Source organism: Glycomyces tarimensis, assembly GCF_054776215.1.
Genome location: NZ_BAAHCB010000002.1, coordinates 110680 through 132242, shown reverse-complemented (window position 1 = coordinate 132242; position 21563 = coordinate 110680). Strand labels below are relative to the sequence as shown.

Genomic DNA, 21563 nt, shown 5'->3' with positions numbered 1-21563 from the left:
AGCCGTAGGTCGTCGCGCTGACCACAGACCTACAGCCCCGGGCGAAACGCCCGGGGTTTTCGCACACCCAGGGCGCCGACCCGGACATTCGATCCGAAACGCTTAAGGAGCAGCCCTGATGACCGCCACCACCGCCGACCAGACCGGAACCGAAGAACTCGACGAGTTGCGCACCAAGATCGACGCGCTCGACTCCGAGATCGTCCGCCTCTGGCAGGAGCGAGCCGGCCTGTCCAAACGCATCGGCGAGATCCGCATGGCCAACGGCGGCACTCGCCTGGTCCTCGACCGCGAGCGCGCCATCCTCGAGAAGTACCGCTCCGCGCTCGGCGAGGACGGCACGCAGATCGCGATGCTCATCCTCCGAGCCGGCCGGGGGCCGCTCTAAGACCCCGCCGACCCGTGCCGCGCCGGAGGAGTGTCGTACCCGGCGCGGCATAATGGTCCTCCTATGAGTGACGACGCTGCCAACGCCCTGCTGACCGGCCTCAACGAACCGCAACGACAAGCCGTCGAGCACGCCGGCTCCCCCCTGCTCATCGTCGCGGGGGCGGGCTCGGGCAAGACCCGCGTCCTCACCCAGCGCATCGCCCACCTCCTCGCCGAGCGCGGCGTCCACCCCGGTGAGATCCTCGCGATCACCTTCACGAACAAGGCCGCCGCCGAAATGCGCGAACGCGTCGACGCGATCGTCGGCCCCCGCTCGCGGGCCATGTGGGTCTCCACCTTCCACTCCGCGTGCCTGCGCATCCTGCGCCGCGAGGCCCACCGCCTCGGCTGGAAGTCCAGCTTCACGATCTACGACACCGACGACGCCCGCCGTCTGCTCACCCAGATCGTCAAGGAGCTCGGCCTCGACTCCAAGAAGCACTCGCCGCGCTGGTTCGCCGCCGAGATCTCCAAGCTCAAGAACGAGCTCATCGGCCCCGAGCAGGCCGCCGCCGAGGCCGACGACGCCCGCGCCAGGCTCATCGCCGACGTCTACGCCCAGTACGACGAGCGCCTGCGCCTCGCCCAGGCCGTCGACTTCGACGACATCATCGGCACCACCGTGCATCTGCTGCGGGCCTTCCCCGAGGTCGCCGAGACGTACAGGAGGCGGTTCCGCCACGTCCTGGTCGACGAGTACCAGGACACCAACCACGCCCAGTACGTGCTGGTGCGCGAACTGGTCGGCACCGGAGAGGACGCCGCCGAGCTGTGCGTCGTCGGCGACGCCGACCAGTCCATCTACGCCTTCCGCGGCGCCACCATCCGCAACATCATCGAGTTCGAGCGCGACTACCCGGACGCGAAGACGATCCTCCTGGAGCAGAACTACCGCTCCACGCAGACGATCCTGGACGCGGCCAACGGCGTCATCCAGCACAACAGCGAGCGCGGCCGCGAGAAGCGCCTGTGGAGCGACGAGGGCGCCGGCTCGGCGATCCTCGGCCACACCGGCGACAACGAGCACGACGAGGCCGCCTGGGTCGCGAACCGCATCGACGAGCTCGTCGACGCCAAGGAGACCAGCTTCGGCGACGTGGCGATCTTCTACCGCACCAACGCCCAGTCCCGGGCGTTCGAAGAAGTGTTCGTCCGCCGCGGCATCCCCTACAAGGTCGTCGGCGGCGTCCGCTTCTACGAGCGCAAAGAGGTCCGCGACATGCTCGCCTACCTCAAGCTCACCGTGAACCCCGACGACACCGTCTCGGCGCAGCGGGTCGTCAACGTCCCCAAGCGGGGCGTCGGCGACCGCGCCGTCGCCGAGATCGAGGCGCTCGCCGCGCGCGAGCGGATCTCGTTCCCCGCCGCGCTGCACCGCGCCGACGAGGCGATCGGCGTCTCGGCTCGCGCCCGCGGCGGCATCAAGCGGTTCTGCGAGATCATCGACGAGGCCACCGAGCTGGCCCGCACCGCCCCGCCCGAGGAGGTGCTCGACAAGCTCATCGCCGACACCGGCTACCTCGAAGGGCTCGAGCAGAGCAACGACCCCAGGGACGAGGGGCGCGTGGAGAACCTCCAGGAACTCGTGGCCGTCGCCCACGAGTTCACCGAGCAGACCGTCCGCGGCGCGGCCGACCCGGTCGACGACGAGCCGGACATGGACGCCGACGTCGCGTCCTTCCTGGAGCACGTCGCGCTCGTCTCCGACGCCGACTCGATCCCAGACCCGGAGGCCGAGGACGGCGGCGTGGTCACGCTCATGACGCTCCACACCGCCAAGGGCCTCGAATTCGACACGGTGTTCCTCACCGGCATGGACGACGGCATGTTCCCGCACGAGCGGTCCATGTCGAAGCCCGGCGAGCTCGAGGAGGAGCGCCGGCTCGCCTACGTCGGCCTCACCCGCGCCCGCAAGCACCTGCACGTCACCCGCGCCGGGACACGGAACGTGTTCGGGCAGCCGGAGTTCTACGCGGCCAGCCGGTTCCTCTCGGAGATTCCCTCGGGCCTCATCGAATGGACGGAGTCGGCACCGCCGCCGCGCCCGGTCAGGAGCAAGTCGCCGTCGTTCGGGCAGCCGATCGCGATGCGCAGCGCCGCCGACGTGCCGTCGGTGGAAGTGGGGGACCGGGTCACGCACGACAAGTGGGGACTCGGCCGCGTCGTCGAGCTCAAGGGCGCCGGGCCGCGCGCGCAGGCGCGCATCGACTTCGGCGACGGCGAGCCCAAATGGGTGATCCTGCGCCTCGCGCCGCTGAACAAGCTTTAACGCAGTTCGAGACCGGCCGATTCGAGGTAGCCGATCGGTTCCACCGGCTGTCCGTCCACATGCACCTCGAAGTGCAGGTGGGGGCCGAGGGAGAAGCCGGTGTTGCCCGCGTCCGCGATGTGGGTCCCGGCGTCCACCCACTGTCCCTCGGCGACGTAGACCTCGGAGTTGTGCGCGTAGAGCGTCTCGACGCCGTCGCCGTGGTCGATGATCACGAGGTTGCCGAAGCCCGACTCCCAGCCGGCGTGCGCGACGGTGCCCGGGGAGACGGCGTAGACCGGGGTGCCGGTGGCCGCGGCGAAGTCGATGCCGTTGTGGTTGCGGCCCCAGCGCGGCCCGAACAGCGACGTGATGTTCACCTCGTCGAGCATCGGCGTCCACTCGATCTCCGCCGGCTGCACGATCACCGGCGAGTCGCGCTCCGGTTCCACTTCGTCCGGTACGGCCGCCGCTGCCGCCGGCGCTTCGGCCTCGGCCCCGTGCGAACCGGCCTCGGGCTCGGCGCCCTGCGCCTCACCGGCGGTGGCCTCGGCCTGCGAGGTCTCCTCGGCGAGCGCCGCGATGTCGGCGACGGCCTCCGAGGCGGCCGGGTCGGGCTCTCCAGAGGGGAGCCCCGCGGTGGCGGCCATGGCGACGACCGACGAGGCGGCGACGGCGGTGCCGACGACGGCGGTGTATCGCCGCTGCGTCCCGTCGATCAGCTGCGAGAGCTCGGCGGCCCACGAGGCACGGTGCTGGCCTCGCACGCGGTGTGGCCGGGCGGCATGGCGACGGATGGTCATCTCCTCTGCCGGTCCGGGATCGGACATCGCTCCTCCGGGTCCGTGGCTGCGCTCATCGCCGAGGAACGCCATGGGGCGCTTGCTCGAACGTGAGCATGGCAACGGACTCACCGTAGCGCCGCGGGGACGGAGCGGGCGAGATTCGTCACCGCTCGGCGTGTCGGAGGGCCTCCTGCGACTCGGTGAAGATCCGCACGACCTCGGCACGGATCTCGGCGCGCTCGCTGAGCCGCGAGCCCCACGGGATCCGGAGGGCCTCCTCGGCGCCGTCGACGGTCACGACGTAGTCGCCGCCCTCGCCGTCGACACCGGTCATGCGCGCCGCCGTCGCCGCCGGACGGCCGCCGAGGCCGCGGCACATGACGAGCGTCTCGGCGGCGTGGTCAGAGTTCATGTGCCTGCAGACCGCGGCGACGACCTCGGCGCCGAACGGGTTCTCGCCCTCGCTCAGCTGCGACGCCAGCGCCCGCAGCACCGCTCCGTTGTGGTCGTAGGCGGCCAGGACCTCGTCGATGAGGCGATCGCGCTCGTCCTCGTCGAGGTCGGCGTCGTCGAGGCGGGCCCGGTAGGCGTCCTTGAACGCCTTGGGATCCGCGATGTCGTCGAAGTCGTAGAAGGCGGCCCCGCGCTCGCCGAAGCCGAACCGGCCCCGCGCGGCCCGCCCGAACGCCTGGCCGCCGGACAGGTCCCCGAGGTAGCGGGTGTAGGCGTGCGCGATGTAGCCGCCGGCCCAGGCGTTCGCGGCCGATTCGATCCGCTCGACGTAGCGCCGGGTGGCCCGCAGGGGCGCGGTCCGCGAACGCCAGTCGGGTCCGATGAGGAATTCGAGGTCGCCGGCGAGGGCGTCCAGGCGCGCGAGCTCGTCGAACACGAACGCCCCGCCCACCGGGTGGCCTCTCCAGCGCTCGGCCGCCGACTCGATCGCCTCGTAGACGAAGAACTGCTGGGCGTGCCAGCGCGCGTAGTCGCCGAGCGTCAACGTCCCGTCGAAGAGCCTGTCGAACACGCCCCTCGCGTGCTCGGCGCCGTCGGCGGGGTCGAGGGACTGGTGCCGCGACCAGCTCGCCTCCCGGATGCGGGCGGAGAACGGCGGCCCCGAGACCTCGCTCGCCTTGGGCGCGTTCGCGGGCATGGCAGGCTCCCCGTGGTCGGATCGGCGACGGCAGTATCGGTAAGGCAAGCCTAACCTAGTGGACGGAAATAGGCTACGGCTCGCATTCCTCGGACCCTTCGGCGAAGCCGATGTGGCGATCGGGGACAATGGTGCCAGCCGCACTCAGTCGTTCGGCTGAAACCAGAAAAGGCCCGGGAATCGTGTCCGCAGGACTTCCCATGTAAGACAGACCTGTGGCACCATGGGCTGGACTGGTCCCCTTGAACGTACGTCATTGCAACTCACGGGAGGCCTCGTGAAACCGGTCAGACTGCTCAAGAAACTCGCCTCCGTCACGGCGGCAGGTCTCCTCGTGCTCGGAATCTTCGCCGGTACAGCAGAGATGTCGGCCTCGAACTCGACCGATCTCGCGAACGAGTCGAATTCGTCCGACCTCGGCGCTACCGATCCGGACAACTCGACCGACCTCGGCGACGTCGACACGGACAACTCCACGGACCTCGCCTCCGTCGTGACCGCCTCGGGCGGAAACTCCAGCGACCTTGGCTGAGGCGTCGTCGCAGCCCACGTCTCGTTAGGCGCGTGTGCCAGTGATCAGAGACCGCTATCCTCGTCTCTTCCTGGCCTTGCCATGGGTGTTCACGGGCCTCATCCTCGCCGCGGACGTCGCGGCGCTGGTGTACTTCGGGCCCGTGGACCCCGTTGCGCCCGCGCAGCTCCTGCTCTTCTTGACCGTCTTCGTCATCGCGCAGAACCTGCTCGTCGAACGCTACGTCCGCTCGCACCGGATCTCGTTCAACCTCGCGGACATCCCGCTCGTCCTGGCGCTGTTCTACCTGCCGCCGTTCTGGGTCCTGGGCATCCGCCTCGCGGCCTCGCTCATCTACTACACGGGCCGGTACCTGCGCGTCGGCATCGGCGTCCTCAAGCCGCTGTTCAACATCGGCATGTCGGTCCTGGGCGTCGCCACCGCTGCCGCGTTCGTCCAGTACGTCGGCATCGGCGACGCGCACGACCCGGTGAGCTGGGCCGTCCTGGTCGGAGCGGTCGCCCTGTGCGGAGCCGTCACCACCGCGCTGCTCTCGCTCATGCTGCTGATCATCAGCGGCTGGGACAGCATGATCAAGGCCTGGCTCGCCTTCTCGCTCACCTTCTTCGGCCCGATGCTCGCCGCCTCCATCGGGCTGATCTTCCTCATCCTCCTCGAAGCCACCGTATGGTCGGCCGTTCCGCTCGCGGTCCTGCTGCTCACGATGGTCTTCCTGGCGCGCAGCTACATGAAGCTGCGCCGGCAGCGACACGTCCTTGCAGAACTCAACACCTTCACACAACTCGTCGCCGACTCCGTGCGCTCCAACCGCCTCATCGATGCCATGCTCGGGCGCCTGCGCGAGATCCTCTCCGCGGAGTCCGCGACGGTCTGGGTCCCCGCCGGCGGGCGCTACTCCGAGATCCGGCTGACCGCCGAAGTCGACGACATCGGACTGACCGATCTCGACCCGGTTCCCGAGAGCCTCCAGCGCGAGGTCATCGCCACGAACCACCCGATGCTCGTCAGCGCCAAGTCCGGCAGCCGCGACCAGCGCGCCGAGCTCGAGGGCGCGGGGCTGCGCGGCGCGATCCTCGTGCCCCTGCGCTCGGGCGACGACGTCTACGGCTGCCTGTCGGTCGCCGACCGGATCGGCGGCGAGCTCTCGCACTTCCAGCCGCTCGACCTCGAACTGCTGGAGACCGTCGCCGCGCACGTCAGCGTCGCGGTCGACAACACGCGCCTGATCGACCAGCTCCGCTACGACGCCTACCACGACCCGCTCACCTCACTGGCCAACCGGCGCCGCTCCCTCGCGGCGCTCGAAGAGGCGCTGGCGATCACCGTGCCCGGCGAGGTCGTCGCCGTCCTCATGTTCGATGTGGACGGCATGCACGAGATCAACGACGCGCTCGGCCACGAGGCCGGCGACGCGCTCCTGGTCGAATTCAGCCGGCGGCTCACCGAGCACGCCCCGGACGCCTCGTTCATCGGTCGCATCGACTCCGACGAGTTCATCCTCCAGACGCGGCTGCCCTCCACCGAGGCCGCCGTCGAGACCGCCCGTTGCCTGCGCGAACGGCTCCAGGACCCGTTCGCCTTCGGCGGCGTCGCCGTCGACGTCTCGGCGGCGATCGGCGTGGTCACGCACCCGGACTTCGCCACCGACGCCGACGAGCTGCTCAAGCGGGCCGACACCGCCACCCGGCAGGCCAAGAACGTCGGCGACGGCGTTCAGGCATACCACTCCGGACTCGAATCCGAGAGCATGCGCCGGATCGGCCTGGCCGCCGACCTGCGGCAGGCCCTCGACCGCGACGAGCTCGAAGTCCACTTCCAGCCGAAGGTCGCGCTCGCCAGCGGCGCGCTGGCCGGCGCCGAGGCCCTGGTGCGCTGGTCGCACCCGACATACGGGCCGGTCCCGCCGGAGGAGTTCATCGCGATCGCGGGCAGCACCGGGCAATTGGGCCGCCTCACCGAGCTGGTGCTCGCCGAGGCGCTGCGCCGCTCGGCCGAGTGGGGCGCGGAGGACGGACCGCTGCGCATGGCGGTGAACCTCTCGCCCCGGACGCTGACTGACGCGGACTTCCCCGAACGGGTGGCGCAGCTGCTGGCCGAGCACGCGGTGCCGCCGGAGCGGCTGACGTTCGAGATCACCGAGAGCGACATGGTCGCCGACGGCTCGCGCCTGACGCCGGTGCTCGACCGCCTCCACGAGATGGGGGTGCGGCTGTCCGTCGACGACTTCGGCACCGGCTACTCGTCGCTGGCGTACCTGCGGGGGCTGCCGATCCAGGAGATCAAGATCGACCTGCGGTTCATCCAGGGCATGGCCACCGACGAGGACGACCGGGCGATCGTGAAGGCGGTGCTCGGGCTCGCGCGGCACTTCGAGATCGACGTGGTCGCCGAGGGCATCGAGTCGCACCGGGCGGTCGACCAACTGCGTGAGATGGAGTGCGTGATCGGCCAGGGCTACTACTTCTCCAGGCCGCTCCACCCGGACCGTTTCGCGGCCTGGCTGGGCTCCCAGGAGGGCGGAAAGGACGCCGGTCGCCTGCATGTGGTCTGAGCCGCAACGCTGGCCCCGCTTCGGAAGTCCGGCCGCCATCATGTACTCTTGTCAAGGCCGCGCGAGAGCGTGAGCGCCCCAATAGCTCAGTCGGCAGAGCGTCTCCATGGTAAGGAGAAGGTCAACGGTTCGATTCCGTTTTGGGGCTCGGAACCACTGCTGAAACGCCTCGGTGAAGCTTGCGAACCGAGGATGAAGGCGGTGTTTTGACTGCCTTCTGCAGATTCGTCTGGTGGCAGTGGGCGCACGGCGGTGTAGCTCAGTGGTAGAGCAAACGACTCATAATCGTTGTGTCGCCGGTTCGATCCCGGCCATCGCTACTTTTGTTCAGCGTCGACTACCGAGCTAGGCTAGTCGACGCTTTTGTTTTGTTCGCAGCGGCGGACCGGAAGGGTTCGCCGACACTTAGAGGAAGGCACTCATCGTGGCCAAGGCTACTGACGTTCGCCCCAAGATCACCATGGCGTGCGTGGAGTGCAAGGAGCGCAACTACACCACGAAGAAGAACCGGCGGAACGACCCCGACCGGCTCGAGCTGAAGAAGTACTGCCCGCGCTGCAAGACCTCGCGAGCTCACAAAGAGACCCGCTAGGCCCTTCCAGCCCGGCATGCTCAATGCTTCGTATGTAGGCCGGTCCTTGCCGACGACCGACCCGGTGGCGATCACCGCGGCATCGGTTTCGCGCTTCGCGCGCGCCCTCGGGCTCTCGGACGACGCGACGGTGCCGCCTACCTACTTGATCTCCATCACGCTGCCCGCCGCGGATCCGCTCATCCAGGACCCGGTGTTCGGGCTCGACTGGTCGAAGGTGCTCCACCGCGAGCAGCGCTTCGTGTACCACCGGGAGCTGCGCGCCGGCGCCGAGGTCTCCTGCACGCCCACGGTCGAGTCGATCAAGACCGTCGCGGGCAACGACCTCTTGACCCTGCGCACCGACGTCACCGACGCCGACGGCCTCGCCGCGGAGGTCTGGACCACCCTCTTCGTGGCAGGGGCGAGCGCATGAGCGGCTTCAACGGCTACGCCCCCGGGGACGCGGTGTTCACCGCCGCCTTCCCGGTCTCGCGCGAGCACCTCGCCGCCTACGCCGAGGCCTCCGGCGACCACAACCCCATCCACCTCGACGAGGCCGCCGCCAAGGCCGCCGGACTGCCCGACGTCATCGCCCACGGCATGTTCACCATGGGCCTGGTCTCCCGCGCCGTGCTCGAATGGTGCGAGGGCGCCGGCATCGACGCGAGGCTCGCCGAGTTCTCGGCCCGCTTCGCCAAGCCCGTCGTGGTGCCCGCGGACACCGGCGCGACCGTCGAGATCGAGGCGAAGGTCCGCAAGGTCGAGGCCGGGAGCCTGGAGCTCGCCATCACCGCCTTCAGCGGCGGCGACAAGGTCCTGGCCCCCTCCCGCGCCACGATCACTCGTAGCTGAAGAAGCCCTTGCCGGTCTTGCGGCCCAGCTCGCCCGCCGCGACCAGCCGGCGCAGCAGCGACGGCGGGAAGAACTTCGGGTCCGCGGTGTCCTCGTAGATGTTCTCGGTGGCGTGCGTGAGCACGTCCACTCCCGTGAGGTCGGCCGTCGCCAGCGGCCCCATCGGGTGCCCGAAACCGAGCCTGCAGGCCGTGTCGAGATCCTCGGCCGAGATCACGCCGTCCTCCACCAGCGAGGCCGCCTCGTTCACGAACGCGCAGATCAGCCGCGTCGTCGCGAAACCGGCGACGTCCCGGTTGACGACCACGCAGGTCTTGCCGCAGCTCTCGGCGAAGTCGCGCGCCTTCGCGAGCGCGTCGTCGCTCGTGCGCATGCCCCGCACCAGCTCGCACAGCCGCATCATCGGCACGGGGGAGAAGAAGTGGGTGCCCACGACCCGCTCGGGATGCGAGGCCGACGCCGCGATCTCGGTGATCGGGATCGCCGAGGTGTTCGTCGCCAGGACCGTCTCGCTCGAGCAGACCTCCGAGAGCCGTTCGAACACGTCCCGCTTGATCTCCAGGCGCTCGAACACCGCCTCCACCACGATCTCGGCCTGACCGGCGGCCTCCAGGTCCGTCGTGGACGAGATCCGCTCGCGGGCCGCCCGGGCGTCGGCCTCCTCGATCCTGTCCTTCGCGACGAAGCGGTCGAGGGAGTCGGCGATGCCGGCCCCCGCCCGCTCCAGCGCGCGCGGATCGCTGTCGACCAGCGTGACCTCCCACCGCGCGAGGGCCGCGACCTGCGCGATGCCCGAACCCATGAGTCCTGAACCGATTACCGCCACATGCGCCATGCGGTGAGGCTATATGGTCTGGGGTATGGCGGTCAATCTCACCAGGATCTACACCAAAACCGGCGACGACGGCACGACGGGACTCGCCGACTTCTCCCGGGTCCCCAAGACGCACCCCCGGCTCGCGGCCTACGGCGACGTCGACGAGCTCAACGCGGTGATCGGCACCGCGCTGGCCTTGCACGGCGGCGAGATCGGCGGACCCATGACGGCCGTCCTGGTGGCCGTCCAGAACGACCTGTTCGATGTGGGCGCCGACCTCTCCACCCCGATCGCCGAGGATCCGAAGCACCCGCCGCTGCGCATCGACGAGGACTACGTGAGCCGTCTCGAGGGCTGGATCGACGAGTTCAACGCCGAGTTGGAGCCGCTGCGGTCGTTCATCCTCCGCGGCGGGACCGCGGGTGCGGCCCTGCTCCACCAGGCCTGCACCGTCGCGCGACGCGCCGAGCGGTCGACGTGGACGCTGCTGGCCGAGGAGCCCGAGGCGACGCACCCGGTGCCCGTCACCTACCTCAACCGACTCTCTGATCTGCTGTTCGTGTTGGCGCGCTCGGCGAACCGCGGTCAGGACGTGCTCTGGCAACCCCGCGGGTCACAGGAGTGACCCGATCCCGGTGACGCGCGGTTCGCACTGCGTTGCGAAATTGTTACACCAATTGAGACACTACGGCGCTTGACCTGGCCGGTGTCGGCGGCAAAGATATGAACGGTAACATTTGCCAAGATAGATCGAAATCCCTCGAAATTCAACGACTATGAGAGGCAGCGCAAGCGTGCTTAAGAAAGCCCTCGCCGGCATTGGAGCCGGCGCACTCCTCCTTGGCGCGGCGGCCTGCGGGTCCGGAGACGACGACGGCGGTTCCGCAGACGGACTGGTCGTCGGTTTCGCCCAAGTAGGCGCCGAATCCGCGTGGCGCACCGCCAACTCCGACTCCGTGCAGGCTTCCGCCGAAGCCGACGACCGCATCGCCGAGCTCCAGTTCGTCGACGCGCAGCAGGAGCAGGAGAAGCAGATCGAGGCGATCCGCAACTTCATCACCCAGAAGGTCGACGTCATCGTCCTGGCACCGGTGGTGGAGACCGGATGGACCGATGTGCTCACCGAAGCCGATCAGGCCGGCATCCCCGTGATCCTCGCCGACCGCGGCATCGAAGAGGCCGACGAGGACCTCTATGTGACCCGCATCGGCTCGGACTTCGTCGAGGAGGGCCGCAAGGCCGGCGCTTGGACCGCCGAGACCTTCGCCGACGACGACAACGCCCGCATCCTGGAACTCCAGGGCACCGTCGGGTCCGCTCCGGCGAACGACCGCAAGACCGGTTTCTTCGCGGTCCTCGACGAGGAAGGCCTGCCCTACGAGCTCGTCGACTCCCAGTCGGGCGACTTCACCGCCGAGGGCGGCAAGGCCGTCATGGAGACCTTCATCTCCACGCACGGCCTGGAGGACATCGACCTGCTGTACGCGCACAACGACGAGATGGGCCTCGGCGCGATCCAGGCGATCGAGGAGGCCGGCTTCGCGCCCGGCGAGGACATCCAGATCATCATCGTCGACGGCTCCAAGGCGGGCTTCCAGGCCGGCGTCGACGGCAAGCTCAACTACATCGTCGAGTGCAACCCGGTCTTCGGCGACCAGCTGATGGACCTCGTCGTGCAGGTCGCGAACGATGAAGAGGTCGAGAAGTTCGTCCCGGTCGAAGAGGGCGTCTTCGGCGAGGACGACTTCGCGGCGGAGATCGACAACCGGCAGTTCTAGCCTTCGGGCGAGACGGTCTCCGCAACCGGATCAGGCGAGCGTCCGGGCCCCACCGCCCGGGCGCTCGTCCACCCCCGAATCCCACCACCGAACCGAAGGTCAGAGCCTATGTCCGACGAGCCGATCGTCCAGATGACCGGCATCACGAAGGACTTCACCGGGGTCCGCGCCCTCGACGGCGTCGATTTCACCCTCAGACCCGGCGAGATCCACGCCATCATGGGCGAGAACGGTGCCGGAAAGTCCACGTTGATCAAGGTCCTGACCGGCGTCCACAGCCCCGACGCCGGCCAGATCCTCCTGGGCGGCGAGAGCGTCCGCTTCGCGAGCCCCGGCCACGCCCAGGCCGGCGGCATCTCGACGGTCTACCAGGAGGTCAACCTCACCGACAACCTGTCGGTGGCCGAGAACCTCTTCGCCGGGCGCGAGCCGCGCTTCGGACCGTTCATCAACTTCCGCGCCATGCGCCGCCGCGCGGCCGATCTATTGGCCGACATCGGCGTCGAGCTCAACGTCGCCGCGCCCCTGTCGTCGTATTCGATCGCCATGCAGCAGCTCGTCGCGATCGCCCGCGCCGTCGACATCGACGCGAAGGTCCTCATCCTCGACGAGCCGACCTCCTCGCTCGACCGCGACGAGGTCGCCGTGCTCCTGCGGGTCATGCGCAAACTGGCCGACGGCGGCACCGCGCTGGTGTTCATCTCCCACTTCCTCGACCAGGTCTACGAGATCTGCGACCGGATGACCGTGCTGCGCAACGGGAGACTCGTCGGCGAATGGGCCACCGCCGAACTGCCCGAGAGCGAGCTCATCGGCCACATGCTCGGCCGCGAGGTCGAGGCGTTCAACGCCATCGGGGCCCAGGCGCACCGCCACCGCCCGAGCGACGACACCGCACCGCTGCTCGCGGCGAAGGGACTGGGCCGCAGGGGCTCGGTCGCGCCGTTCGACCTCGACATCCGCGAAGGCGAGGTCGTCGGCCTCGCCGGGCTCCTCGGCTCGGGCCGCACCGAGACCGCCCGGCTCATCGCCGGCGCCGACCGGCACGACTCCGGCGAACTGGTCTTCGCCGGCCGGAGGCTCTCGGGCCACAACCCGCGCACCGCCGCCGCGCGCGGCATCGGCTTCTGCCCGGAGAACCGCAAGACCGAAGGGCTCGTGGGAGACCTGACGGTCGCCGAGAACATGATCCTGGCGATGCAGGCCTCGCGCGGCTGGGCCAGGGCCATCCCGCCGGCCCGCCGCGACAGGCTCGTCGCCGAGTTCATCGAGAAGCTCGACATCCGCCCGGCCAGGGCGGACCTGCCGGTCAAGAACCTCTCCGGCGGCAACCAGCAGAAGGTGCTGCTGGCCCGCTGGATGCTCATCGAGCCGCGACTGCTCATCCTCGACGAGCCGACGCGGGGCATCGACGTCGGCGCGAAGGCCGACATCCAGCGCCTCGTGGCCGAACTGTCGGGCGACGGCATGGCCGTCCTGTTCATCTCCGCCGAGCTCGAGGAGGTCGCACGACTGTCCGACCGGATCGCCGTGCTGCGCGACCGCGAGCTCATCGACGTCCTCCACGAGGAGTCCGACATGACCACCGAACGCATCGTCGCGACGATCGTCCGCAAGGGCGGTGCGGCGTGAACCCGTACTTCAAGCGGTTGATGTGGCCGCTGGTGGTCCTCGTGGCGCTCCTGGTCGTCAACATCGCCGTCACCGGTTTCGACTTCATCGTCCCGAGCGTCCACGACGGACGGCTCGGCGGCGCGTTCGTGAACATCCTGCGGCGCAGCGCCCCGCTGCTGCTGATCGCGCTCGGCATGACACTGGTCATCGCCACCAAGGGCATCGACCTGTCGGTCGGCGCCGTCTACGCCATCGGCGCGGCCATCGCCTGCCAGTACATCCTCGAACGCGACCAGTCCTCGCTCGCCGTGGTCTTCACGGCCGTGGGCCTGGCGCTGCTCGTCGCCGCCGCCATCGGTGCGTGGAACGGCGTGATGGTCGCCCACTTCGGGGTGCAGCCGATCGTCGCGACGCTCATCCTCATGATCGCCGGCCGGGGCATCGCGCAACTGGTCACCGGCGGCCAGATTCCGTCGGTGTCGGACGAGACGCCGTTCGTCGAGCTCGGGCGCGGCGCGATCGCGACGGTCCCGGTGCCCATCTGGATCGGCCTCGCGGTCTTCGCCGCGCTGGTGCTGCTGACGCGGACGACCGCGCTGGGGATGCTCCTCGAATCGACCGGCGGCAATCCGCAGGCCTCCCGCCTGGCGGGCATCCGCTCGAAGGGCATCATCGTCCTGGTCTACCTGGTGTGCGCGTTCTGCGCGGGCCTGGCGGGGCTCATGGGCGCGGCGAACCTCGGCAGCGCCGACGCCAACAACGGCGGGCTGTGGATCGAGCTGGACGCGATCCTCGCGGTCGTCATCGGCGGCACCGCCCTCATCGGCGGCCGGTTCTTCCTGCTGGGCACCACCATCGGCGTCGCGATCATCGGGACGCTGGAGGTCACGATCATCAACGTGGGCCTGTCGAGCCAGTGGCAGTTCACCGCCAAGGCGGTCGTCGTGTTCGTCGTCGCGATCCTCCAGAGCCCGGAGTTCCGAGCCTGGATCCTCAAACCGTTCCGCCAAAAGCGGGTCGAAGTGCCGCCCGCCGAGCCCGCCACCGAGAAAGCCCTCGTCAAATGAGCAGCACCACGCTGACCGAGCGGCCGGGCCGCTCGACGCTCGCAGGCGGTATCAGCCGCTACATTCCCATCGGCGCGACCGTGGCGCTGCTGGTCGCGATGTACGTCGGCGGGGTGGCCAACTATCGCCACTTCGACAATCCGCAGCTGATCGCGGACCTGTTCATCGGCAACGCCGCGCTCCTGATCGTCGCGGTGGGCATGACCTTCGTGATCCTCTCGGGCGGCATCGACCTGTCGGTCGGCTCGGTGATGGCGTTCTCCACGATGGCGTGCGCCTGGCTGACGGTCGAGGCGGGCCTGCCCGCGAGCGTGGCCGTGCCCGCGGTGCTCGCGTTCGGGCTCCTGTCGGGCATGTTCACCGGCGCGGTCATCCACTACTTCGACGTGCAGCCGTTCATCGCGACCCTCGCCGGGCTGTTCCTGTACCGGGGCCTGACGCTCCAGATCTCCGATCGCGACGTGTCCATCAGGGACATCGAGTTCTTCTCGTGGGGCATGGAACGCGTCGAGTTCGGCGACCCGCGCGAGGGGGGCTTCAGCCTGCCGTACATCTCGTTCATCGCCTTCGCGGTGGTGATCGTCGCGTTCATCGTCCTGCACTACACGCGCTTCGGCCGCGGCGTCTACGCCATCGGCGGCTCCGAGCAGTCCTCGATGCTCATGGGCCTGCCGGTGGCGCGCACCAAGATCGGCGTGTACGCCATCAGCGGCTTCTGCGCCGCCCTCGGCGGGGTCGTGGCCGCGTTCTACACCAAGAGCGCCAACCCGCTCGCCGGCGTCGGCCTCGAGCTCGACGCGATCGCCGCGGTGGTCGTCGGCGGGACGCTGCTGACCGGCGGGGCCGGGTTCGTGCTCGGGACCGTCGCCGGCGTCATGGTGATGGGCCTGCTGTCGACGATCATCGCCTTCCAGGGGAACCTGTCCTCGTGGTGGGCCCGCATCGTCGTCGGCATCCTGCTGCTGGCGTTCATCCTGCTCCAGCGGGTCTTGGCGCGTCCGGGGGACAAGCGCAAGGCCTGAAGGGACCCTCACACGATACGGCCGCGGACCCGAACGGGTCCGCGGCCGCCTCGTCACTGCTCCCGCGGGGCGAGCTTCACCCGGCGCAGCAGTTGCGCGTTGAGGGCGACGACGATCGTCGAGGCCGACATGAGCACCGCCCCGATCGCGGGGCCGAGCGTGAATCCGGCCCAGGCGAGGACACCGGCCGCGAGCGGGATCGCCACGACGTTGTAGCCGGCGGCCCAGGCGAGGTTCTCGACCATCTTGCGGTAGCTGGCCTTGGACAGGCGGATCACGCCGGTGACGCCGCGCGGGTCCGAGGAGGCCAGGACCACCCCGGCCGACTCGATCGCCACGTCGGTGCCGGCGCCGATCGCGATGCCGACGTCGGCCCTGGCGAGCGCCGGGGCGTCGTTGACGCCGTCGCCGACCATCGCCACGGTCAGGCCCCGGGACTGCAGGTCGGCCACGGCCCGGTCCTTGTCGGCGGGCAGCACGTCGGCGAAGACCTCGTCACGGCCGGCGGCGAAACCGAGGTCGGCGGCGACGGCCTCGGCGACGGCGCGGGCGTCGCCGGTGATCATCGCGATCGTCTCGATCCCATGAGCACGAAGGTCGGCGATCGCCTGCTTCGCCTCGGGCCTGACCTCGTCCTCGAGGGCGAGCGCCCCGAGGACCTTCGGTTCGGCCTCGGCCTCGATGAGGTACAGGACGGTCGCGCCGCGCCCGGACCACGTGTCGATGTCCGCGTTCAGCTCGCTCGGCACCGCCGCGCCGAGTTCTTCCAGGAGGGCGGGGCCGCCGACGGCGTAGCGGCGCCCGTCCACGGTGGCCTCGACGCCCTTGCCGGTGCGGGAGCGGAAGTGGCTCGCATGCGCGCCGCCACCGCCGTGGGCGTGGTCGTGGTGGCCGACGATCGCGCGGGCCAGCGGGTGCTCGGAATCGGATTCGACGGCGGCGGCCAGGTGCAGGACCTCGCCGGAGTCGACGCCTTCGGCGCCGGCGATCCCCGCCACCGTGTGTTCGCCCTTGGTCAGGGTCCCGGTCTTGTCGAACAGGACGGCGTCGACGGTGCGCATCCGCTCGATCGCGAACCGGTCCTTGACGAGGATGCCTGACTTGGCCGACACCGCCGTTGAGATCGCGATGACCAGCGGGATGGCGAGCCCGAGGGCGTGCGGGCACGCGATGACGAGCACTGTCACGGTCCGCACGACGCCGCCGGTGAGGTCGCCGACGACCGACCAGACCGCGAAGGTGAGCGCCGCCGCGCCGAGCGCCACGTAGAACAGCATGGCGGCGAAGCGGTCGGCCAGCACCTGGGCGCGGCCCTTCGAGGACTGCGCCTGCTCGACGAGCCGCTGGATGCCGGCCAGCGCGGTGTCCTCGCCGACGGCGCCGATCGAGACGCGGATCGAGGAGTCGGTGGCGACCGTCCCCGCGACGACCCGGTCGCCGGGCCCGCGGGGCACCGGCCGGGACTCGCCGGTGATCATGGACTCGTCGAGCTCGGCCTCGCCTTCGGTGATCTCGCCGTCGGCCGGGACGCGCGCGCCAGAGCGCACGAGCACGAGATCGCCGACGGCGAGCTCGGAGGCCGGGACGGTCTCGACCCGTCCGTCGGGACCGACGCGCTCGGCGTCGTCGGGCAGCATCGCCGCGAGTGCGGCGAGCGCGCCCTGGGCCTGGCCGATCGCCTTCATCTCCTGCCAGTGGCCCAGCAGCATGATGGTGACCAGCGCGGCCAGTTCCCACCAGAAGTCGAGGCCGAACAGGCCGGCGCTGGTCGCGAGGGAGGCGGCGTAGGCAACGGTGATGGCCGTGGCGATGAGCATCATCATGCCCGGGGCGCGGTCGGCCAGCTCGCGGACGGCGCCGGCGAGGAACGGCCATCCGCCGTAGAGGAACACGACCGTGCCGAGGACGGGACCGACCAGCGCGATGCCCGGGAAGTCCAGTGTGTACCCGAACCAGTCCATGATCATCGCACTGGTGACGACGATCGGGATGGTGAGGATCAGGCTGAGCCAGAACTTGCGGCGGAAGGCCTCGGGATCGTGACCGGCGTGCTTGTCGTGGCCGCCATGTCCCCCGTGGCTTTCGTGCTTGCCGTGGGCCGCGTGGCCTTCGTGCCTGCCGTGGACCTTGTGTGTCTCGAGCTCGTCGGTCGCGGTGGAGCCGTGCTCGGCGCCTCCATGGTGATCGGTGTGCGGCGCCTCATGGCCTTCGTGTGCGCCGTGGTCGTGGCGGGGGTGCCTCGTGCCCTCGCTGCTGGCGTCGTGGTCGCTCATCGGGGGTCTCCTTCCGGGTCGACTTCAAGCTAACATACCCCCTAGGGGTATGCAAGGCCGCATGCTCGACGCCACCCATCGGCCCTGAATGCCCAGCTCAAGTGGTCCGCAACCGTGGCGCGCCGATATCGGAATGCAGAGAGCTGCTCCGAGATGTAGTATGTGTACTATCAACGATCGAACTTCTATGATGGAGGTGATCATGGCGGACCCCCAGTCCACGGCAGCACCCGCCATCGCCGTGTCCGGCCTTCGGATGCGCTACGGCGACAACGACGTCCTCGGCGGCGTCGCATTCACCATCGAGACCGGCACGGTCACGGCCCTCCTCGGACCCAACGGCGCCGGCAAGACCACCACGGTCGAAATCCTCGAAGGCTTCCGCGCCCGCAGCGGCGGCGACGTCGCCGTCCTCGGCGCCGACCCCGAACACGCCGACGAGCGCTGGCGCGCCCAGATGGGCATCGTCCTCCAGGAATGGCGCGACAACCACAAGTGGCGCGTCCGCGACCTCCTCGCCCACTTCGCCGACTACTACCGTCCCTACGCCGAGCCGTGGAACGCCGACGAGCTCCTCGAACTCGTCGGACTCACCGAACAGGCCGCCCAGCGCATCTCCACCCTCTCCGGAGGACAGCGGCGCCGCCTCGACGTCGCCGCCGGCATCGTCGGCAAACCCCGACTGCTGTTCCTCGACGAGCCCACCACCGGCTTCGACCCGCACGCCCGCCGCGAGTTCCACGAGCTCATCCACCGGCTCGCCGACATCGAACGCACCACCATCCTGCTCACCACCCACGACCTCGGCGAGGCCGAGAAGCTCGCCGAGCGCATCCTCATCCTCGCCGGCGGCCGCATCATCGCCGACGGATCGCCCGACGCGCTGGCGCGCGCCGCCGCCACCACCGCCGAGGTCACGTGGATGCAGGACGGCCGGCTCCAGGTCCACGCCACCGACGACGCGACCGCCTTCGCCCGCAAGCTCCTCGCCACCGACGAGGGCGCGGTCACCGACCTGGAGATCCACCGCGCCAGCCTCGAACAGGCCTACCTGACACTCGTCGAGCAGTTCGAGGCCGGCGAGGCCGACGCCGCCATCGAGAGCTTTCAGGAGGTCACGAAGTGAACACCACCGCATACGCCTACAAGGTCGGATGGCGGCGCGCCCTCATCGAGACGAGGATCTCGCTGACCACGCCGTCGGACGTGATGGGCTACGCGCTGCCCGTCGGGATCATCGTGACGGTCATGCTGTTCCTGCGCGGCGTCGACATCGAGGGCGCCTCGGTCTCACTCGGAGCGATGAACATGCCGAGCCTCATCGGCATGATGATCGTCTGGAGCGGCGTCCTCGGAGTCCAAGGCATCCTCGTCATGGACCGCACCAACGGCACCCTGCTGCGCGCCAAGTCGATGCCCGGCGGCATGACCGGCTACCTCGTCGGCCACATCGTCTCGCTCGCGATCTTCACGGCCTTCACCGTCACGGTGCTCATGGTCGTCGGCCTCGTCTTCTTCGCCGGCCTCGAATTCGCCTCGCCCGACCGGTGGCTCATGTTCGTCGCCGTGCTCGTGCTGGGCCTGGCCGCGACGATGCCGATGGGCGCGGTCCTCGGCGCGCTCATCGACAACCCGCGCAACATGGGCCTGGTCATGCTGCCGTTCATGGGCCTCATCGCGGTCTCGGGGATCTTCTACCCGATCACCGCACTGCCCGGCTGGCTCCAGGCGGTCGGACAGGTCTTCCCGGTCTACTGGCTCGGCCTCGGGATGCGGCACGCGCTGCTGCCGGATGCCGCCGCGGCGGTGGAGATCGGCGAGAGCTGGCGGACCCTTACGATGTTGATCGTGCTCGCTGCATGGGCGGTCGCGTCGATGGCGATCGCACCGAAGCTGCTGAGCCGCATGGCCCGCCGGGAATCCGGGTCCACGATGGCGGCCCGGCGCAAGCTGGTCGAGCAGAACTGGGGGTAGCGGCCGTGGCCGACGACGTCGTGTACAACCGCATCGCGATGCTGCGCGCCGAACGGGGCATCTCGCGGCGCCAGCTCGCCGATGCCCTCGGCGTCCACTACCAGACCGTCGGCTACCTCGAACGCGGCGAATACTCGCCGAGCCTGCACTTGGCGCTCAAGATCGCCGAGCACTTCGAAGTGCCGGTGGAGGTCGTGTTCTCCACCAAGCCGTTCCCGCGGATAGGAGCTTGATTCCGACGCGGCCCCGCGCCTCGGCACACGCGGCCACAACACCCGGGCCGCGCCGGGCGCGGGGCCGCTGTTCACCTCGGATACACCGCCGATTCGACCTCGCCTGCGAGCCTGTAGGCGAACAGCCGACCCCGACGGTATGGAGACAACCACAGTGAACATCGACAGAAGGCGGCTCATCGCCCTCGGCGCGGGCGGCGCGGTCCTGCTCGGCACCCCCGGGATCTCGTACGCCTCATCCAGGCCCCAGCTGACCCACGGCGTCCAGTCCGGCGACGTCAGCGACAACGGCGCGGTCATCTGGACCCGCGCCGACCGCCACTCCCGCATGGTCGTCGAGGTGTCCACCCGCGACGACTTCAAGCGCGCCCGCACCCTCCGCGGCCCGCGACTGGCCGAGGAGAACGACTTCGCCGGCAAGATCACCGTCCGCGGGCTCGAACCGGGCCGCCGGTTCCACTACCGCGTCCGCGCCGAAGGCGATCGGGAGTCCGAGCCGATCACCGGTTCGTTCACGACCGCCTCCCGGGCGCCGCGGGACGTCCGCTTCCAGTGGTCGGGCGACCTGGCCGGACAGGGCTGGGGCATCAACCCCGACATCGGCGGCTACCGGATCTTCGCGACCATGGCCGAGTCCGAACCGGACTTCTTCCTGTGCTCGGGCGACTTCCACTACGCCGACGGGCCGCTGAGCGAGACCGTCGCGCTGCCGGACGGCTCGACGTGGCGCAACACGCTCACCGACGCGAAGCGCAAGGTCGCCGAGACGCTCCAGGAGTACCGCGGCCAGTACCAGTACAACCTGCTCGACGAGCACCTCCGCGCCTACCTCGCGCACGTCCCGATGGTGAACCAGTGGGACGACCACGAGGTCGTCAACAACTGGTACCCCGGCGAGATCCTCGACCTGCCGCAGTACACCGAGAAGAACGTCGACGTGCTCGCCGCCCGCGCCCGCAAGGCCTTCGGCGAGTACACGCCCAGCCGCGTCGACATCGACGGCGACGGCCGGATCTACCGCAAGCTCTCCTACGGGCCGCTCATGGACCTGTTCGTGCTCGACATGCGCACCTACAAGGACGCCAACGGCGCCAACACGGGCGAGGGCGGCTCGATCCTCGGGTCGAGGCAGCTCTCATGGCTCAAGCGGGAGCTCAAGCAGTCCAAGGCGACCTGGAAGATCATCGCGGCGGACCTGCCGATCGGCCTGGTCGTGCCCGACGGCTCGGCCGCGCAGGAGGGCATCGCGCAGGGCGACGACGGCGCACCGCTGGGCCGCGAGGCCGAGATCGCCGAGCTGCTGTCCTTCGCCAAGCGCAAGGGGGTGCGGAACCTCGTGTTCCTCACCGCCGACGTCCACTACACCGCCGCGCACCACTACAGCCCCGACCGCGCGGCGTTCCAGGACTTCGACCCGTTCTGGGAGTTCGTCTCCGGTCCGCTCAACGCCGGCGGCTTCGGCCCCAACCGCCTCGAGGGCACCTTCGGGCCCGAGGCCGTGTTCGTCTCGGCGCCGCCGGCCGCGAACACCTCTCCGGCGGAGGGCCACCAGTACTTCGGGGAGGTCGTCATTGACGCCGAGACCGAGGTCTGCGAGGTGGCGCTGCGGGACCTCGACGGCAACACGCTCTTCACACAGGCGATCGAGCCGGTCGCCTGACGGC

At 69.6% G+C, this 21563-nt stretch carries 20 protein-coding genes and 2 tRNA genes; 18 read left to right on the top strand and 4 right to left on the bottom strand.

Annotation, left to right across the window (positions count from 1 at the left end):
- The first annotated feature begins 118 nt into the window (after window positions 1-118).
- Together ACYVK3_RS02725 and pcrA are read left to right on the top strand one after the other, a co-directional pair.
- A complete protein-coding gene (locus ACYVK3_RS02725; protein WP_460495719.1) occupies window positions 119-388 on the top strand; it encodes a chorismate mutase family protein in 270 nt (89 codons plus the stop codon).
- Between the two features lie 63 nt (window positions 389-451).
- Window positions 452-2698 (top strand): ATP-dependent DNA helicase, encoded by a 2247-nt coding sequence (gene pcrA / locus ACYVK3_RS02720; RefSeq protein WP_460495718.1) that lies wholly within the window; start codon window positions 452-454, stop codon window positions 2696-2698.
- On the opposite strand, the gene ACYVK3_RS02715 is transcribed toward pcrA, so the two are convergent.
- Together ACYVK3_RS02715 and ACYVK3_RS02710 are read right to left on the bottom strand one after the other, a co-directional pair.
- The gene (locus tag ACYVK3_RS02715) at window positions 2695-3507 is read right to left on the bottom strand and encodes a M23 family metallopeptidase (RefSeq protein ID WP_460495717.1); all 813 of its coding nucleotides are present in this window, start codon (window positions 3505-3507) and stop codon (window positions 2695-2697) included. The genes pcrA and ACYVK3_RS02715 overlap by 4 nt on opposite strands.
- Before the next feature lie 118 nt (window positions 3508-3625).
- On the bottom strand, window positions 3626-4612 hold the full coding sequence (locus ACYVK3_RS02710; protein WP_460495716.1) for a biliverdin-producing heme oxygenase: 987 nt from the start codon (window positions 4610-4612) through the stop codon (window positions 3626-3628).
- Window positions 4613-4889: 277 nt separating this feature from the next.
- On the opposite strand from ACYVK3_RS02710, the gene ACYVK3_RS02705 reads away from it, so the two are divergent.
- From ACYVK3_RS02705 to ACYVK3_RS02675, 7 genes are all read left to right on the top strand, one after another.
- Window positions 4890-5144: a hypothetical protein gene (locus ACYVK3_RS02705; RefSeq protein ID WP_460495715.1), complete on the top strand. Its 255-nt coding sequence runs from the start codon at window positions 4890-4892 to the stop codon at window positions 5142-5144.
- Window positions 5145-5229: 85 nt separating this feature from the next.
- Complete coding sequence (locus ACYVK3_RS02700) at window positions 5230-7695, top strand: putative bifunctional diguanylate cyclase/phosphodiesterase (RefSeq protein ID WP_460495714.1); 2466 nt, start codon at window positions 5230-5232, stop codon at window positions 7693-7695.
- A 75-nt stretch (window positions 7696-7770) separates the two neighbouring features.
- Window positions 7771-7843, top strand: a tRNA-Thr gene (locus ACYVK3_RS02695).
- A 100-nt stretch (window positions 7844-7943) separates the two neighbouring features.
- Window positions 7944-8015, top strand: a tRNA-Met gene (locus ACYVK3_RS02690).
- A gap of 101 nt (window positions 8016-8116) precedes the next feature.
- Complete coding sequence (gene rpmG / locus ACYVK3_RS02685; protein ID WP_460495922.1) at window positions 8117-8287, top strand: 50S ribosomal protein L33; 171 nt, start codon at window positions 8117-8119, stop codon at window positions 8285-8287.
- A gap of 46 nt (window positions 8288-8333) precedes the next feature.
- A complete protein-coding gene (locus tag ACYVK3_RS02680; protein ID WP_460495713.1) occupies window positions 8334-8702 on the top strand; it encodes a hotdog family protein in 369 nt (122 codons plus the stop codon).
- Window positions 8699-9121, top strand: coding sequence for a hotdog family protein (locus tag ACYVK3_RS02675; RefSeq protein WP_460495712.1), 423 nt, complete (start codon window positions 8699-8701; stop codon window positions 9119-9121). Before ACYVK3_RS02680 ends, ACYVK3_RS02675 begins: the two co-directional genes overlap by 4 nt.
- Here ACYVK3_RS02675 and ACYVK3_RS02670 read toward each other — a convergent pair.
- Entirely contained in the window at window positions 9108-9956 is an 849-nt protein-coding gene (locus ACYVK3_RS02670) for a 3-hydroxyacyl-CoA dehydrogenase family protein (protein WP_460495711.1), read from the bottom strand. The two genes, ACYVK3_RS02675 and ACYVK3_RS02670, sit on opposite strands and share 14 nt — an antisense overlap.
- Before the next feature lie 25 nt (window positions 9957-9981).
- Between ACYVK3_RS02670 and ACYVK3_RS02665 the strand changes: the two genes are divergently transcribed.
- The 5 genes from ACYVK3_RS02665 to yjfF all read left to right on the top strand — a co-directional run bounded on the left by ACYVK3_RS02665 (window position 9982) and on the right by yjfF (window position 15419).
- Window positions 9982-10563 carry a cob(I)yrinic acid a,c-diamide adenosyltransferase gene (locus tag ACYVK3_RS02665; protein WP_460495710.1) on the top strand — a complete coding sequence of 194 codons (582 nt, stop codon included), beginning with the start codon at window positions 9982-9984 and terminating at the stop codon, window positions 10561-10563.
- A 169-nt stretch (window positions 10564-10732) separates the two neighbouring features.
- A complete protein-coding gene (locus ACYVK3_RS02660; protein WP_460495709.1) occupies window positions 10733-11716 on the top strand; it encodes an ABC transporter substrate-binding protein in 984 nt (327 codons plus the stop codon).
- 108 nt (window positions 11717-11824) lie between these two features.
- Window positions 11825-13348, top strand: coding sequence for a sugar ABC transporter ATP-binding protein (locus ACYVK3_RS02655; protein ID WP_460495708.1), 1524 nt, complete (start codon window positions 11825-11827; stop codon window positions 13346-13348).
- On the top strand, window positions 13345-14397 hold the full coding sequence (locus ACYVK3_RS02650) for an ABC transporter permease (RefSeq protein WP_460495707.1): 1053 nt from the start codon (window positions 13345-13347) through the stop codon (window positions 14395-14397). The genes ACYVK3_RS02655 and ACYVK3_RS02650 overlap by 4 nt, the downstream gene beginning before the upstream one ends.
- Window positions 14394-15419 carry an ABC transporter permease family protein gene (yjfF, locus tag ACYVK3_RS02645; protein ID WP_460495706.1) on the top strand — a complete coding sequence of 342 codons (1026 nt, stop codon included), beginning with the start codon at window positions 14394-14396 and terminating at the stop codon, window positions 15417-15419. The genes ACYVK3_RS02650 and yjfF overlap by 4 nt, the downstream gene beginning before the upstream one ends.
- Before the next feature lie 53 nt (window positions 15420-15472).
- Here yjfF and ACYVK3_RS02640 read toward each other — a convergent pair whose 3' ends face one another.
- Window positions 15473-17692: an HAD family hydrolase gene (locus ACYVK3_RS02640; protein WP_460495705.1), complete on the bottom strand. Its 2220-nt coding sequence runs from the start codon at window positions 17690-17692 to the stop codon at window positions 15473-15475.
- A 202-nt stretch (window positions 17693-17894) separates the two neighbouring features.
- Between ACYVK3_RS02640 and ACYVK3_RS02635 the strand changes: the two genes are divergently transcribed.
- The 4 genes from ACYVK3_RS02635 (at window position 17895) to ACYVK3_RS02620 (ending at window position 21559) form a co-directional block, all read left to right on the top strand.
- Window positions 17895-18818 carry an ABC transporter ATP-binding protein gene (locus ACYVK3_RS02635; RefSeq protein ID WP_460495704.1) on the top strand — a complete coding sequence of 308 codons (924 nt, stop codon included), beginning with the start codon at window positions 17895-17897 and terminating at the stop codon, window positions 18816-18818.
- Complete coding sequence (locus ACYVK3_RS02630) at window positions 18815-19666, top strand: ABC transporter permease (RefSeq protein ID WP_460495703.1); 852 nt, start codon at window positions 18815-18817, stop codon at window positions 19664-19666. Before ACYVK3_RS02635 ends, ACYVK3_RS02630 begins: the two co-directional genes overlap by 4 nt.
- Window positions 19667-19704: 38 nt before the next feature.
- Window positions 19705-19899, top strand: a complete 195-nt coding sequence (locus tag ACYVK3_RS02625; protein ID WP_460495921.1) for a helix-turn-helix transcriptional regulator — start codon at window positions 19705-19707, stop codon at window positions 19897-19899.
- 139 nt (window positions 19900-20038) lie between these two features.
- Entirely contained in the window at window positions 20039-21559 is a 1521-nt protein-coding gene (locus tag ACYVK3_RS02620) for an alkaline phosphatase D family protein (RefSeq protein WP_460495702.1), read from the top strand.
- Window positions 21560-21563 lie beyond the last annotated feature (4 nt).

What these genes read in the sequence shown, in the direction of transcription:
- ACYVK3_RS02725 (WP_460495719.1), top strand. Translation starts at nt 119, where the DNA reads ATGACCGCCACCACCGCCGACCAGACCGGAACCGAAGAACTCGACGAG.
- pcrA (WP_460495718.1), top strand. Translation starts at nt 452, where the DNA reads ATGAGTGACGACGCTGCCAACGCCCTGCTGACCGGCCTCAACGAACCG.
- ACYVK3_RS02715 (WP_460495717.1), bottom strand. Translation starts at nt 3,507, where the DNA reads ATGTCCGATCCCGGACCGGCAGAGGAGATGACCATCCGTCGCCATGCC.
- ACYVK3_RS02710 (WP_460495716.1), bottom strand. Translation starts at nt 4,612, where the DNA reads ATGCCCGCGAACGCGCCCAAGGCGAGCGAGGTCTCGGGGCCGCCGTTC.
- ACYVK3_RS02675 (WP_460495712.1), top strand. Translation starts at nt 8,699, where the DNA reads ATGAGCGGCTTCAACGGCTACGCCCCCGGGGACGCGGTGTTCACCGCC.
- ACYVK3_RS02670 (WP_460495711.1), bottom strand. Translation starts at nt 9,956, where the DNA reads ATGGCGCATGTGGCGGTAATCGGTTCAGGACTCATGGGTTCGGGCATC.
- ACYVK3_RS02665 (WP_460495710.1), top strand. Translation starts at nt 9,982, where the DNA reads ATGGCGGTCAATCTCACCAGGATCTACACCAAAACCGGCGACGACGGC.
- ACYVK3_RS02655 (WP_460495708.1), top strand. Translation starts at nt 11,825, where the DNA reads ATGTCCGACGAGCCGATCGTCCAGATGACCGGCATCACGAAGGACTTC.
- yjfF (WP_460495706.1), top strand. Translation starts at nt 14,394, where the DNA reads ATGAGCAGCACCACGCTGACCGAGCGGCCGGGCCGCTCGACGCTCGCA.
- ACYVK3_RS02640 (WP_460495705.1), bottom strand. Translation starts at nt 17,692, where the DNA reads ATGAGCGACCACGACGCCAGCAGCGAGGGCACGAGGCACCCCCGCCAC.
- ACYVK3_RS02635 (WP_460495704.1), top strand. Translation starts at nt 17,895, where the DNA reads ATGGCGGACCCCCAGTCCACGGCAGCACCCGCCATCGCCGTGTCCGGC.
- ACYVK3_RS02625 (WP_460495921.1), top strand. Translation starts at nt 19,705, where the DNA reads ATGCTGCGCGCCGAACGGGGCATCTCGCGGCGCCAGCTCGCCGATGCC.
- ACYVK3_RS02620 (WP_460495702.1), top strand. Translation starts at nt 20,039, where the DNA reads ATGGAGACAACCACAGTGAACATCGACAGAAGGCGGCTCATCGCCCTC.